The organism is Halofilum ochraceum, assembly GCF_001614315.2.
Lineage (GTDB): Bacteria > Pseudomonadota > Gammaproteobacteria > XJ16 > Halofilaceae > Halofilum > Halofilum ochraceum.
This window is the reverse complement of sequence record NZ_LVEG02000018.1, coordinates 46,212-60,416: the sequence shown is the minus strand read 5'-3', so window position 1 is coordinate 60,416 and position 14,205 is coordinate 46,212. Positions and strand designations below refer to the sequence as shown.

The following is a 14,205-nucleotide window of genomic DNA, read 5'->3' as shown; positions in this document are numbered from 1 at the left end:
CCTGGTGGTCAACCGTTGTCTTTCCGGAACTGCTCCATGAACTGCGCCAGTGCTTCGACGCCCTCATATGGCATGGCGTTGTAGATGCTGGCGCGGCAGCCGCCGACGCTGCGGTGGCCCTTGAGATTCTTCATCCCGGCGGCGTCGGCCTCCTTGATGAACTTCTTCTCCAGGTCCTCGCTCGGCAGGCGGAACACGACGTTCATGTGCGAGCGGTTCTCGGTCGCGACCGGGCAGCTGTACCAGCCGCCGCTGTTGTCGATGACATCGTAGAGTCGACCGGCCTTCTGCGCCGCCTCCTGTTCAATGACGGACAGGCCGCCCTTCGCCTTCATCCACTTCAGCACCTTGCCGATCATGTAGATCGTGAACACGGGTGGGGTGTTGAACAGCGAGTTCTTCTCGGCGTGCACGGAGTAGCGCAGGTACTCACCGATGTCGGTGTTGCAGTCCGCGAGCACGGACTTGCGCACGAACACGAGCGCCGCGCCGGCCGGGCCGAGGTTCTTCTGGGCGCCGCCGTAGACGAGGTCGAACTTCTCCCAGGGGATCGGCCGCGACATGTAGTCGGAGGACATGTCGGCGATCATGGGGACATCGACCTCCGGCCACTCGGTCATGCGGATGCCGCCGATGGTCTCGTTCGAGGTGATGTGGAGATAGCGCGTCCCCGGCTGCAGCTCGATCTCGTTCGAGGCCGGCATGCGGGTGTAACCCTCCGCCTTGCCGTCCCACGCGAAGTAGACGTCGCCGTACTTCTGGGCGTCCTTGAACGCGCCGGAGGCCCAGGCGCCGGAGCCGATGTAGGCGCCTTTCTCGCCGGGCTTGAGGATATTCATCGGGATCATGGCGAACTGCAGCGTGGCGCCGCCCTGCAGGAACAGGACATCGAAGTCGTCCGGGGCGCCATAGATTTCGCGCGCGAGCTCGACCGCCTCGTTGTGCACGGCCTCGTATTCCGGGCCGCGGTGGGTCATCTCGATCAGCGACATGCCGGTGCCGTGGTAGTCCACGAACTCCTGCTGCGCTTCCTCGAGGACCTCGAGGGGCAGCGTGCAGGGGCCGGCGCAGAAGTTGTACACGCGATTGGTCATGGTTCTCTTCCCTTGCCTGGCGTCGGCCGTTGGTAGGGCCGGCGCGATGGTTTCTTTTACAGGTTGACGCAGTGCAGCACGTTGCCGCGGCCGAATTCCTCAAGCATGCGGACCACCTCGGCGGCGATCGCGTTCTGTGCCTGTTCGGTCGAAGCGCCGATATGGTGCGTCCCGTAGACGTTCGGATGCCGCGCGAGCGCCGAATCGAATTCGCCCTGGGCGGCGCCCGGTTCATCATTGTAGACGTCGAGGCCGGCGCGGATGCCCTTGTCGTCCATCGCCTTGATGAGCGCGGGTTCGTCGACGATCTCACCGCGTGATGTGTTGAGCAGGATCGCGCCGGCCTGGAAATGGCCGAGCAGATCCGCGTTGATCATGCCCTTCGTATCGGCGGTTGCCGGTACGTGGAACGAAACGACGTCGCAGTGGCTCACCAGCTCTTGCAGGTCGTCCCGCTCCTGCACCCCGATGGCCTGCAGGCGCCGGGTGGGTTCCTCGTCACGGCCGGTCTTGCGCACGACATGGACATGCATGCCGAACGCCGCGGCCCGTTCCGCGAGCGCGAGGCCGATACCGCCCAGGCCCACGATGCCGATGTGGCGGCCCATGATGCCCTCGGCCTTCGAGTACTTCTTCTTGTTCCATTGGCCCTGACGCAGCTCGATCACGTTGTCCGGGATATTGCGGTCGATCGCCAGCAACAGGCCGAAGGCCAATTCGGCGACGGCGACCGCGTTCTTGCCGGGCACGTTGCAGACCGGGATGTTCTTTTCGGCCGCAGCCTCCTTGTCGATGGTATTGGTGCCGGCGCCGGCGCGGATGATCAGCTTGAGTTCGTCGGCGGCCTCGATGGTCGCGCGCGTGATCTTCGTGCTGCGCACGATGAGCACTTCGGCGCCGGCGACGTGCGCCGGCAGGTCCTCGGCGGACAGATCGGGCTGGAGATCGCAGTCGTGGCCCTGGGCCTTGAGGTCTCCCAGGTATGCCTGCTGAAACTTGTCTGCGAAGAGGATCTTCATGGTCACTCCTTCGGGGCGCGCATGTGCGGCGTTCGGGCGGGCCGTACCGGTCGCTGGGCGAGTCGCGGGCGAGTGCACGCCGCAACGGGCCGGCGCGGCCGGGACAGGGCGAATGATTATGTCACGCGCCGAAAAATAGCCACAAGGCGCTGCAGGCGGCCTCCGGCGGCTGGTGACGCGCAGGGTGCAGAAGGGGTCGCCTCAAGGCAGACGGCGGCGACCACGGGGGGGACGGAGTCAGTGGTCGCCACTGACCCAGTAGGCGATCCGGTCCGGGTGGGCCTCGATGTAGCGGGTCACGGCCGCGTTCGTGGAGTCCTCATGTGCATCGAGCAGGGCGCCCTCGAGCTCCGCCCGCGGCAGCCACATCCGGCCCAGCAGTTCGGCCACGGCCGGGTGATCGGCGTGGAATCCGGGCCTTGCCAGCGCGTGCACGCGCTCGCTGCCCCCGAGGATGCCGCGCTCGTCATCGAGGTAGCGCAGATCAAAGGCGGCGAACATCCAGTGCGGGCTCCAGGCGGTCACGACGATCCACTCGCCGGCCTCGATCGCCCCGGTGAGCGCCCGGCCCATGGCGGGGCCGCCGCCGGGCTCCAGCGTGTAGCCCTCGAGGCCGTAGGCGCTGACGGCCCGGCGTGACAGCCGCATCAGGCCGGAAGCGGGTTCGATGCCGGTGATCCGCCCGCCCAGGCGTTCACGCACCTCGGCGTCATCGAGATCGGCGATCGAGGCGATCGCATCGCGCGGCACATACGCGGGCACGGCCCAGCCGAGACGGCCGCCGGTGTAGAGGGCGCCGAGGTCCTCGGCGCGGCCGGCCACGCGGCGGATATACGGGCCGTGGGTTTGCGGCTGCCACGACATAAGCATGGCGTCGAGGCGCCCGGAGGCGATCCCCTGGTACTGTTCGGCGATCCCTGCCCGCACCAGTTCTACGGGTTGGTCGAGTTCGGCCTCGATGACGCGGGCGGCGAGACGGGTGACGAAGACGCCGTCCGACCATGCCGTCCAGCCGATCCGGATCGGTTCGCGCGCGGCCAACGGGGTCGCCGCGAGCGCCAGTGCGAGCGCGGCCACCTGGAGGAGCGCGTTTTTCATCGGGGGGATCAGGCCGCCAGCTCGGCCTGGGCCAGTTCGCGCACGCGCCGGACCATCGACGACAGCCCGTTGCGGCGGCCGCTGGAGATGTGCTGTTCGAGCTCCAGTTGCTGGAAGACCGATTCGATGTCGGTGGTGACCACCTCTTCCGGCGGGCGGTTGTTGAACACCTCGAACACGATCGCGATCAGCCCCTTGACGATCTGGGAATCGCTGTCCGCTTCGAAACGCATGACCGGCGGGTCCGACGAGTCGTCGCGCGCGGCCGTCATCCAGACATTACTCATGCAGCCGTCGAGCAGATTCTCGTCGGCATAGTGCTCTTCCGACAGTTCCGGCAGCTTGCGCCCCATGTCGATGATGAGGCGATACCGGTCCTGCCAGCTCGGCATCATCTCGAAGGCGGTAATGACACGATCAATCGACACGGTTTTCGTCCACTCCTGCAGTAAGGGCCGCGGGAGGACCCGCTACCCTGCCCATGATACCCGGGCCCGCGAATCCGCCCAAACGCCTCAGCGTCGGCTGCGCTCGGGTATGCAGTACCAGATCAGCGCGATCGCCTGCGCCCCGATCACGGCGGCGAGCGCGAGGCGATGGCCGGCGGGCGCGTACGCGCCGGCGGCGCGGCCCGGGAAATATTCCAGCAGGGCGCCGGTCAAGGCCTGGATCGCGAACGCACTGGCGAAGGTCACCAGGGTGACGGCCGTATTGGCGCGTCCGGTCAGCGCCGCGCCGAATCCGCGAGCCAGTGTAGTAAATGTGATGATGCCGGCCGTGCCGCACAACCCGTATGCGCACCACAGCAGGAGCGTGGGGCCGTCGGGGAACGCCAGGATCAGGATCTGGACCGCGACGAACAGGATCATGCCGCCGCCCGCGACCTGCAGGGGCGTAATGCCGCGGCGTTCGAGGCGCTCGGTGACGACGCCGCTCAGCAGGAAGCCGACCGCCATGGCGGCGGCGATCGCGGACAGATGGGTCGCGACCGCGCGGCGGTCGAGTCCGGATACGTCCGCAAGATACGGGCCGGCCCACAGCCCCTGTGTGGCGAGGAACGCCCCCTGCGACAGCATGGTCGCCGGCGCCACCCGCCAGAACAGACGGCTGGCATACACGCGGCGCAGGCCGGCCAACAGCTCTCGGCGCCCGGGGACACCGTCCGGCGCCGTGCGTTCCGGCACGCCCAGGGCGATCCCGGCCGCCAGCAGCAGCGTGAGCGCCGCGAGGCCCACGAGGATGCCGCGCCAGTCCGTCCACTGCAGGCCGAACTCGATCGGCAGACCGGCGCAGACGGCGCCCAGCCCGCCCGCGGCCAACAGCAGACCGTTGACCAATGCCAGCCGCGGCCCGTCGAACCAGAGCACATTGGCTTTGAGCCCGCCCATCAGGCAGGCCGAGACACCAACGCCGATCAGCGCGCGGCCGACCAGCAGGCCCGTCATGCCCTCAGCCGCGGCGAAGACCAGCGCGCCCCCGGCCGCCAGCAAGAGCAGGGCAGCCTCCACGCGGCGCGGGCCGAACCGGTCCAGCAGCACGCCCAGCACGGGCTGGAAGCTGGCGAAGGCGAGGAGGTACACGCTGGTGAGCAGGCCCAGCTGGTCGGCACGGAGGCCGAGATCGGCGATCAGATCGGGCGCCAGCACCGCATTGACGGACCGGTAGAGGTACGACAGGAAGAACCCGCCGGCGAAGAACAGGAACACCCGAAGGCCGAGCACGCGCTACTCCATTTGCAGGGCGATGGACGACGCCCGGGGCCGGCAAGAGGCCGGCGCCGGGCGCTCGTACGAACGTCGCGGGATACGGGATATTGTGCCGACCGGCACTGGTGATGGAAAATCCTGGGGCTGTCGCCGACGGCGCACCTCCACCGCAGTCACCCGGGAGCCCGCGCATGGGCCATCGTCTTTCGAAGATCTACACCCGCACCGGCGATGCCGGCACCACCGGTCTCGGCGACGGTTCGCGCACCGAGAAGGACGCGGCCCGGGTCGAGGCCTATGGCACGGTCGACGAGCTGTCGAGCGTGATCGGCATGCTGCTGGCGCAGGATCTGCCGGAGTCGATCGCGGGGATCCTGATCGAGGTTCAGCACAATCTGTTCGACCTGGGCGGAGAACTCTGCGTGCCGGGGTACTCGGCCGTCGTGCCGGCGCAGGTCGAGTGGCTCGAGCAGAAGCTCGACGAGCACAACGCCGATCTGCCGCCGCTGAAGGACTTCATCCTGCCGGGCGGCGGCCCCGCCGCCTCCGTGTGCCACCTGGCGCGAACCGTCTGCCGCCGCGCGGAACGCCGGGTGCATACGCTGGCCCGTGAGGAGGACGTGAACCCGCAGGGCCTGGCGTACCTGAACCGCCTGTCCGACCTGCTGTTCGTGTTCGGCCGTGTGCTCGCCCGCCGCGAGGGCGGCTCCGAGGTCATCTGGCAGCGCGATCGCAACGCGGTGTGATGCGTGCGGCGGCCTGGATGTCGCCTCGGCGTGGAGGTGCAGTAAGGGTTCTCGCCAAGACGCAAAGCCCGCCAAGGGACGCGAAGGAAATCGTAGGCCGGCCTTGCCCGGCGCGACGGACGGGCGGGTCGGATGGAAACGCCGGTTCGCGCGCCGGGCAATGCCGGCACGCTCCTGCCAGGAAGTTGAGGCTTTCGCCGGTCGATGCGCGCGTTCGCCTTGCGGCGAAAACGCGCCTACTGCACGGGAATGGCCGTCCTGGTTTCGTAGGCGCGTTTGCGCGAAGCGCACGCGCGCGGTTTTAGCGAACCGAGGCGGTAAAGCTGCCTGTCCGACAATCGCCTTATTCTCGATTTCCTTTGCGTCCCTTGGCGCCCTCCGCGCCTTGGCGAGAACCAAAATTGCACTGCGGCTCCCGGCGCACGCCCCCATGGCCTTACACCAACCGCCCCGATCGCGTAAACTCCCGCGGTTCCGCACCGTCATCAGCGCCCCGGGCCCGTGAACAGGCGCCCGTCGGGGCCGTAAACCAGTCGAATCCCATGAACGCGCTTACCATCCGTAATCTCGAGAAGCGGTACCCGAACGGCGTCTATGCGCTGCGCGGGATCGACCTCGACGTCGCCGAAGGCGAATTCTTTGCGCTGCTGGGGCCAAATGGCGCCGGCAAGTCGACCGCGATCGGCATCATCGCCTCGCTGGTGAACAAGACCGCCGGCGAGGTCTCGGTGTTCGGTCACGACCTCGATACCGATCTCGCCGGGGCGAAGGCCTCGATCGGGCTGGTCCCGCAGGAGTTCAACTTCAACCAGTTCGAGACGGTCATCCAGATCGTGCTCAACCAGGCGGGCTACTACGGCATCCCGCGCAGCCGCGCGCGTGAGCGCGCCGAGCGCTACCTCAAGCAGCTGGGCCTTTGGGAGAAGCGCGACGTGGTGTCGCGGGAACTCTCCGGCGGCATGAAGCGGCGTCTGATGATCGCGCGCGCGCTGATCCATGAACCGCGCCTGCTGATCCTGGACGAGCCGACGGCTGGCGTGGATATCGAGATCCGGCGCTCGATGTGGCGCTTCCTGGAGGACATCAACCGGCGCGGCATCTCGATCATCCTCACGACCCACTACCTTGAGGAGGCCGAGAGCCTCTGCAGCACGGTAGCGGTCATCAACCACGGCCGGATCGTCGAGTACGGCACGGTGTCCGAGCTGCTGCACAAGCTCAATTACGAGACCTTCGTGCTCAATGTCCGCGGTGGCGTGACCGGTCTGAATCCGATCGAGGGCTACAGCATGACCCCGCGCCTGGATGGTGCGCTCGAAGTCGAGGTACCGCGCGACACCGGCATCAACCGCCTGTTCGAGGCGCTCTCCGAGCAGGGCGTCGAGGTCCTGTCGATGCGCAACAAGACCAACCGGCTCGAGGAATTCTTCATGCGCCTGGTCGAGGACCAGCGGCGGGATGCGGCCTGATGGCATACGGTGACAGCGCAATACCGACGGCCTGGTGGCGCAACTGGGTCGCCTTCCAGACCATCGTCCTGAAGGAGATCCACCGCTTCGCCCGGATCTGGGTGCAGACCATCCTGCCGTCGGCGATCACTACGGGCCTGTACCTGCTGATCTTCGGCAACCTGATCGGGCGCCGGATCGGGCCGATGGACGGGTACACGTACATGGACTACATCGTGCCCGGCATCATCATGCTGTCGATCATCACGAACTCGTACGGCAACGTGGTGTCCTCGTTCTACGGCACCAAGTTCCAGCGCCACATCGAGGAACTGCTGATCGCGCCCGTGCCGAACTGGCTGATCCTGGCCGGTTACGTCTGCGGCGGCGTGGCCAGGGGCCTGACGGTGGGCGTGCTGGTGACCATCGTCGCGGCCGTGTTCACGGATCTGTCGTTCGCGCATCCGCTGCTGGTCGTGCTGATCGCGATCCTGACCGCGACGGTGTTCGCGATCGGCGGCTTCATCAACGCGATCTACGCGAAGAGCTTCGACGACATCTCGATCGTGCCGACCTTCGTGCTGACCCCGCTGACCTATCTCGGCGGCGTGTTCTATTCGATCTCGCTGCTGGCGCCGTTCTGGCAGGGGGCGTCGCTGCTGAACCCGATCCTCTACATGGTCAACGCGTTCCGCTACGGTTTCCTCGGCGTTTCGGACATCCCGGTCGCCGTGGCCTTCGCGCTCATCCTGGTCTTTATCCTGGGCCTGGGCGGCTGGGCCCTGTACCTGCTCAACCGCGGCACCGGCATCAAGAGTTGAGCCGGCCAGGGAAGCGCTGATTGAAGCCACGCAGCGCGTTGGGGAGCGATGTAGGTCGGGCTTCCAGCCCGACAGATCAGGGGCTTACGAGTGTCGGGCTGTAAGCCCGACCTACAGGATTCCCGACAATCAGAGGTTCCCGCATGGCCCAGCAGGGCCTGGCCCATCGCCAACATCGAACGGAGTAACCGAAGCCATGGCGAAGACGAAAACGAAGCAGAAGGACACGCCCCGCATGGCCGATTCGGTCGACCCGCATGAGCTCTACCAGCTCGCCGTGCAGGGGGTGGATTTCGAACTCGATTTCGTCGAGCAGACCTTCCAGGACCTGCGCGGCCGCCGGCCGAAATCGATCCGCGAGGACTTCTGCGGCACGGCGCTGTCGGCCTGCGAATGGGTCCGCCGCCACCCCGATAACAGCGCCATCGGCGTCGATGTCGATCCGGAGGTCCTCGGCTGGGGCTTCGACAACAACGTCGCGCCGCTGAGCCCGGATCAGAAGCAGCGCATCGATCTGCTGCCGGAGGACGTGCTGACGGTCGACGCCGGGCCGTTCGATATCGTCCAGGCGTTCAACTTCAGCTACTGGTTCTTCCAGGAGCGGGCGACGATGAAGCGCTACTTCGAGCGCATCCGCGAGTCGCTGGTCGATGACGGCATCGCCTTCTTCGACGCCTTCGGCGGTTACGAGGCGCACCGCTGCCAGAAGGAAAAAACCGAGCTCGACGGCTTCACCTACATCTGGGAGCAGGCGGCCTACAATCCCATCGCCGCCGAGATGGTCTGCTTCATCCACTTCCGCTTCCCGGACGGCTCCCGCCTCGACCGCGCCTTCTCCTACAACTGGCGCCTGTGGGGCGCGAAGGAACTGCGCGAACTCCTCCTGGAGGCCGGCTTCTCCCGCACCCGCATGTACGTCCAGGCCTTCGACGACGAGACCGACGAACCCATCGACCAGTTCGACGAGGCCGAGGAAATACCGGACTACGCTTCGTGGATCGCTTATCTCGTCGCTGAGAAGTGACTTTAAGAACCACGAATGAACACGAATGAACACGAATGGACACGAATGCTGCCGCAGGGCGTGGCTGGCTCTCGGGAGCTTCGCTGAGGTGTCTGTGGCGAATGGAGTCTCGTTTTGAACCACAGATGAACACAGATGGACACAGATGAAAGTCAAAGGCGATCAGTTGCAGGTCCCGACCGATTGCCCCGGCGCTACGGCCCCTTCTTTTGACTTTATCTGTGTTTATCTGTGGTTCTTATCCCCGCGTCCGCCCCACGGCGCTCTCAGCACCGCTCCTCCGCGGCTGATCGGCCCTGCGGCAGCATTCGTGTCCATTCGTGTTCATTCGTGGTTCTAACCGGCATTGCTCAGCCGCGGCATTCGCCGTAGCGGGGCGGGTTGGTAGAATCGGGGGCTGGAGGTGGTTCGATGACGCTTGATCGTACGCTCAGCATCGCGCCGATGATGGACTGCACGGACCGGCATGACCGGTATCTGCTGCGGCTGATCTCGCGGCGTGTGCTGCTGTATACGGAGATGATCACTGCGAACGCGCTGATCCATGGCGATCCGGCGCGGCTGCTGGCGTACGATCCGTTCGAGCATCCGGTGGCCCTGCAGATCGGGGGCAGCGAGCCCGAGCGCATGGCCGCGGCCGCGCGCATGGCGGAGGATTTCGGGTACGACGAAGTCAACATCAATGTCGGCTGCCCCAGTGATCGCGTGAAGAACGGTGCCTTCGGCGCCTGTCTGATGGCGGAGCCGGACACCGTCGCCGAGTGCGTGCGGGCGATGCGCGCGACCGTCTCGATCCCGGTGACAGTCAAGTCGCGCATCGGCATCGATGACCAGGACAGTTACGAACACCTCAACCGCTTCACCGCCGCCGTGGCCGAGGCGGGCACCGAGGCGTTGATCGTGCACGCCCGCAAGGCCTGGCTGCAGGGGCTGTCGCCGAAGGAAAACCGCGAGATCCCGCCGCTGGACTATGAGCGCGTATACCGGCTCAAGCGCGACTGGTCGGCCCTGCCGATCGTGATCAACGGCGGCATCCGCACGCTCGACGAGGCGGCGGGGCATCTCCCCGCGGTCGACGGGTGCATGCTCGGACGCGGCCCTTACGGTTCGCCGTGGTCGCTGGCCGGCGCGGACAGCCGGTTCTGGGGCGATCCGGATCCGCTGGATTCGCCGCATGAGGCGGTCGCGGCCTATATGCCCTATGTGCACGCGCGCCTGGCGGAGGGCGTGCCGATTCACCACATGACGCGCCACATGAGCGGCCTCTTCCAGGGCCAGCCGGGCGCCCGCGCCTGGCGACGCACGCTCGCCGAGGGCGCGGCCGCGGGGGGCGGCGCCGAGATCATCGAGCAGGCGCTGGCGCGATTGCCTGAGCCGGAAGCCGAGCGGGCGGCCGTTTGAGCCTGGCCCCGGCGAATGCGCGGGTGCCCGTTCGCGGGGCCGACGCCGCTACCCGCAGCGCTTCCCCATGACCGCGAACATGCGCTCCCTGCGCACCGAGCGGCCGGTCGGCGGCGGTTCGGATGCCGCCAACCTGTGGCGGATGCTGACCTGGCTCAGGCCGTGGCGCGGTCGCGTCGTGCTCGCGCTGGGCGCGCTCATCATCGCCAAGCTGTCGGTGGTCGGCGTGCCCCTGCTGCTCAAGGAGGTCGTCGACGCGCTCGACACCGACGCCGATCCCGCCCTCACCGTACCGCTCGGCCTGCTCGCCGCGTACGGCGCGCTGCGCCTGGCCAACTCGGGCTTCTCCGAACTGCGCGACGCGCTCTTCGCCCGCGTCCGGTATGCCGCCATGCACCGGCTGTCGACGACGGTGCTGTCGCATCTGCATGCGCTGTCGCTGGCCTACCACCTGGAGCGACGCACGGGGGCCGTCTCGCGCGACCTCGCGCGGGGTACCCGCAGTGTCAGCAATATCCTCAACTATCTCGTGTTGAACGTGATCCCGACCGCCGCCGAGACACTGCTGGTGATCGGCATCCTCTTCTTCAGCTACAGCTGGACCTTCGTGGCGACGACGGTCGTCGCGGTCGCGATCTATATCGGCTTCACGCTGTCGATGACCGAGTGGCGGATGGAATACCGCCACCGCATGAATGCGCTCGAGTCCCAGGCGAACGACCGTGCGGTCGACAGCCTGCTCAACTACGAGACGGTCAAGTACTTCAACAATGAGGATCACGAGCTGCGGGAGTACGATGACACGCTCGATCGATGGACCGACGCGGCCGTGCATACCCAGGTGTCGATGGGGGCGCTCAACTTCGGCCAGGGCGCGATCATCGCGCTGGCGGTGACGGCGATCATGGTTCAGGCCGCGCTCGGCGTCGCCGCCGGCACCATGAGCCTCGGTGATCTGGTCATGGTCAACGGCCTGCTGCTGCAGCTGTTCATGCCGCTGAACGTGCTGGGCAGCATCTACCGGGCGCTGAAATACGCGCTCGCCGACATGGACCTGGTCTTTCGCCTGCTCGATACGCCGGCCGGCGTAACCGATCGCCCCGATGCACGGCCCCTGCAGGTCACGGCGGGGCGGGTGCGGTTCGAGGACATATCGTTCGGCTATCAGTCCGGGCGCCAGGTCCTGGCCGGAATCGACTTCACGATCGAGCCCGGCTGCAAGGTCGCGGTGGTAGGCCCGTCGGGCGCCGGCAAGTCGACGCTGGCGCGGCTGCTGTTCCGCTTCTGGGATCCCGATGAGGGCCGGATCACGATCGACGGGCAGGACCTGCGCGATTGCACGCAGGACAGCGTCCGGGGCGCGATCGGCATCGTTCCCCAGGATACGGTGCTGTTCAATGACACGCTGGCGTACAACATCGGGTACGGCGCGCCCGAGGCGACCCGGGCGGATATAGAACGCGCCGCGCGCCTGGCCGATATCGATCGCTTCATCGCGTCGCTGCCGGATGGTTATGACACCGTCGTCGGCGAGCGCGGGCTGAAACTCTCGGGTGGGGAAAAGCAGCGCGTCGCGATTGCCCGGGTCATCCTCAAGGATCCGCCGATCCTGGTGTTCGACGAGGCGACCTCAAGCCTCGACTCGCGCTCGGAGGGGGCGATCCTGCGCGCGCTGAACGACGTCGCGCGCGAAACGACGACGCTGGCGATCGCGCACCGCCTGTCGACGGTGGCGGACGCCGACGAAATCCTCGTCCTGGAGGACGGGCGGATCCGCGAGCGCGGCCGCCACCCGGAGCTGCTGGCACAGGATGGCCTCTATGCTCATATGTGGCAGTTGCAGCAGGCCGAACGCGACGCCGATCCGGCTTGAACCGCGCAACCACCTGGTGACTTGCACCGAAACGGGCGGTCTCGGGCCATGTGCGTCCCGGCGGCAGGCTGGCCCCTGCGGTCGCAAGCCGGCCTGCAAGACATTACCGCCGTTCGTGGTTTTCTGTCTCTGCGTGCTCTGCGCCTCTGCGTGATAACGAATTTCTGGGGAAGGCTGGAAAACCGGTTTCACGCGGAGCCGCGGAGAGCGCGGAGAAAAGAACGCAGGCCGGCTTTTGCCGAAGCCAACAGCCGGGGCGGTTCGGCGTAGCCGGGTCGAGGCTGTCCGCCCGGTGATCGGCGAAACCGGCCGCATCACCTGTTCGCTTTCAGGAGAACGCGATGGACCCCGTCGATCTGCGCAACGAAGGGCCCGCCGCCGTGACCCATGGTCTGCTCGCCGGGGAGGGCGTGGCCGAGCGGTCCTGCGACGCCATTCCCGACGATCAATGCACGGCCGTGCCCGGCAACTACCTCCGTAATCTCGCCAACGGCACGGCGACCAAACTCGCCGAGCAACTGGCCGGGCCGAATCTGGTGCTGCCGTGGCTGCTGGCGGGCGTGGGCACGCCGGCGGCGATCATCGGTTTCCTGGCGCCGGTCCGGCAGGCCGGGGCGCTGCTGCCGCAGCTCGCCTTCGCCGCGGTCATCCGTCGCCTGCCGCAGCGCAAATGGGCGTGGAGCGGTGCCGCGGCGGTCCAGGCGGTCTGTCTGCTGGCCATGATCCCGGCCGCGCTGGGTCTGTCACCCGTCGCGGCCGGGCTCGCGGTACTCGTGCTGCTGGCGATGTTCGCGGTGGCCAGCGGTCTGGGATCGGTCGCTTTCCAGGATGTGATGGGTAAGACCATTCCGAAGGGCCAGCGTGGGCGTCTGCTGGGCCAGCGGGCGCTGCTCGGTGGCGGTCTGACGGTGATCGCCGGTGCCTGGCTGTATGGATCGCTCGGCGATGCGGAGGCGACCGCGATGTACGCCGCGCTGGTCGGCGCCGCGGCGCTGCTGTGGATCATGGGGGCGATGCTGTTCGCCCAGATCGAGGAGGTGCCCGGTGCGACCGAGGGCGGTCGCAATGCATTGAGCGAGGCGCGGCGTGGGCTGGAACTGTGGCGGTCGGATCCGGGCTATCGTCGCTATCTGATCGCACGGAGTCTGCTGGTCACGGTCGAGATCGCCGCGCCGTTCTACGCGCTCTACGCGCGTGAACTGTTCGGTGGCGCGCTGTCGGCGCTGGGCGTGTATATCCTGGCGGTCGGCCTGGGCAATGTGCTGGCGAGCCCGCTCCAGGGGCGCTTCGCGGATCATTCCGCGCGCTGGGCCATGGTATTCGCGGGCCTGGTGGCAGCGGTGCTGGCACTGATGGCGCTCCTGCTCGGCGAGCCGAGTGCCGGGGTACATTCGCCGTGGGTGTTCGCGCTGGTCTTCGTCGGCCTTGGGATCGCCGAGAGCGGTGCGCGAATCGGTCGCAAGACTTGGCTTATCGATGCCGTGGACGCGGCGGAACGCCCGGTCTATGTCGCCTTCGCCAACACGGCGATGGGCGTCATCACCCTCTGCTGGGGGGCACTCGGGATTGTCGCCCAGTTCGCCGGCGTCCCGTTGTTGCTGGCGCTGCTTGGTGCGGTCGCCCTGGTCGGAGCGGTTGCTGCCGCGGCCATGCCCGAAGTCGACGCACGGCGGTGAGTCGGCGCTTCTGGCGCAGATGGTCAGTGCATTCGGGTTCTCGCCAAGGCGCGGAGGGCGCCAAGGGCGCGGAGAGGGTAAGTCGGTAATGATTCATCCGTCGCTGCCCCGGACTCGCTGGAACAGTGGCTCAGCGGTGGAGACCGCCTTGGGCCCACTGGTGTGGGTGTAGGTCGGACTTCCAGTCCGACAGGCAGGAGGCTTCGGCCTGTCGGACTGGAAGTCCGACCTACGCTCGTATCCGATCTCGTTTGGGGGAGTTTTCTGGCACCTGCATTTCCGCGCCACGTTCGACACTG

12 protein-coding genes are annotated in these 14,205 nt (G+C 67.0%); 7 read left to right on the top strand and 5 right to left on the bottom strand.

The genetic code is table 11. From position 1 onward, the window contains the following. Positions 1-8 precede the first annotated feature (8 nt). The 5 genes from serC to A0W70_RS14295 all read right to left on the bottom strand — a co-directional run bounded on the left by serC (position 9) and on the right by A0W70_RS14295 (position 4,932). Positions 9-1,094 carry a 3-phosphoserine/phosphohydroxythreonine transaminase gene (gene serC, locus A0W70_RS14315; RefSeq protein ID WP_067563572.1) on the bottom strand — a complete coding sequence of 362 codons (1,086 nt, stop codon included), beginning with the start codon at positions 1,092-1,094 and terminating at the stop codon, positions 9-11. A gap of 56 nt (positions 1,095-1,150) precedes the next feature. Continuing rightward, positions 1,151-2,113, bottom strand: coding sequence for an NAD(P)-dependent oxidoreductase (locus A0W70_RS14310; RefSeq protein WP_139150889.1), 963 nt, complete (start codon positions 2,111-2,113; stop codon positions 1,151-1,153). Positions 2,114-2,350: 237 nt separating this feature from the next. After that, positions 2,351-3,211 (bottom strand): glycine betaine ABC transporter substrate-binding protein, encoded by an 861-nt coding sequence (locus A0W70_RS14305; RefSeq protein WP_067563564.1) that lies wholly within the window; start codon positions 3,209-3,211, stop codon positions 2,351-2,353. Between the two features lie 8 nt (positions 3,212-3,219). After that, positions 3,220-3,639, bottom strand: a complete 420-nt coding sequence (locus tag A0W70_RS14300; RefSeq protein WP_067563561.1) for a SufE family protein — start codon at positions 3,637-3,639, stop codon at positions 3,220-3,222. Between the two features lie 87 nt (positions 3,640-3,726). Beyond that, positions 3,727-4,932 carry an MFS transporter gene (locus A0W70_RS14295; protein WP_067563556.1) on the bottom strand — a complete coding sequence of 402 codons (1,206 nt, stop codon included), beginning with the start codon at positions 4,930-4,932 and terminating at the stop codon, positions 3,727-3,729. A gap of 176 nt (positions 4,933-5,108) precedes the next feature. Here A0W70_RS14295 and A0W70_RS14290 point away from each other — a divergent pair, with 176 nt between their 5' ends. From A0W70_RS14290 to A0W70_RS14260, 7 genes are all read left to right on the top strand, one after another. Beyond that, entirely contained in the window at positions 5,109-5,663 is a 555-nt protein-coding gene (locus tag A0W70_RS14290) for a cob(I)yrinic acid a,c-diamide adenosyltransferase (RefSeq protein WP_067563553.1), read from the top strand. Between the two features lie 542 nt (positions 5,664-6,205). Further along, a complete protein-coding gene (locus A0W70_RS14285) occupies positions 6,206-7,132 on the top strand; it encodes an ABC transporter ATP-binding protein (RefSeq protein ID WP_067563550.1) in 927 nt (308 codons plus the stop codon). Beyond that, positions 7,132-7,932, top strand: coding sequence for an ABC transporter permease (locus tag A0W70_RS14280; RefSeq protein ID WP_067563546.1), 801 nt, complete (start codon positions 7,132-7,134; stop codon positions 7,930-7,932). Before A0W70_RS14285 ends, A0W70_RS14280 begins: the two co-directional genes overlap by 1 nt. Positions 7,933-8,128: 196 nt before the next feature. After that, positions 8,129-8,956 (top strand): class I SAM-dependent methyltransferase, encoded by an 828-nt coding sequence (locus A0W70_RS14275; protein WP_067563543.1) that lies wholly within the window; start codon positions 8,129-8,131, stop codon positions 8,954-8,956. 411 nt (positions 8,957-9,367) lie between these two features. Beyond that, a complete protein-coding gene (gene dusA, locus A0W70_RS14270) occupies positions 9,368-10,357 on the top strand; it encodes a tRNA dihydrouridine(20/20a) synthase DusA (RefSeq protein WP_075109884.1) in 990 nt (329 codons plus the stop codon). A 67-nt stretch (positions 10,358-10,424) separates the two neighbouring features. Further along, positions 10,425-12,230, top strand: a complete 1,806-nt coding sequence (locus A0W70_RS14265) for an ABCB family ABC transporter ATP-binding protein/permease (RefSeq protein WP_083331037.1) — start codon at positions 10,425-10,427, stop codon at positions 12,228-12,230. A 341-nt stretch (positions 12,231-12,571) separates the two neighbouring features. Then, on the top strand, positions 12,572-13,906 hold the full coding sequence (locus tag A0W70_RS14260) for an MFS transporter (RefSeq protein ID WP_067563539.1): 1,335 nt from the start codon (positions 12,572-12,574) through the stop codon (positions 13,904-13,906). The last annotated feature ends 299 nt before the right edge of the window (positions 13,907-14,205 follow it).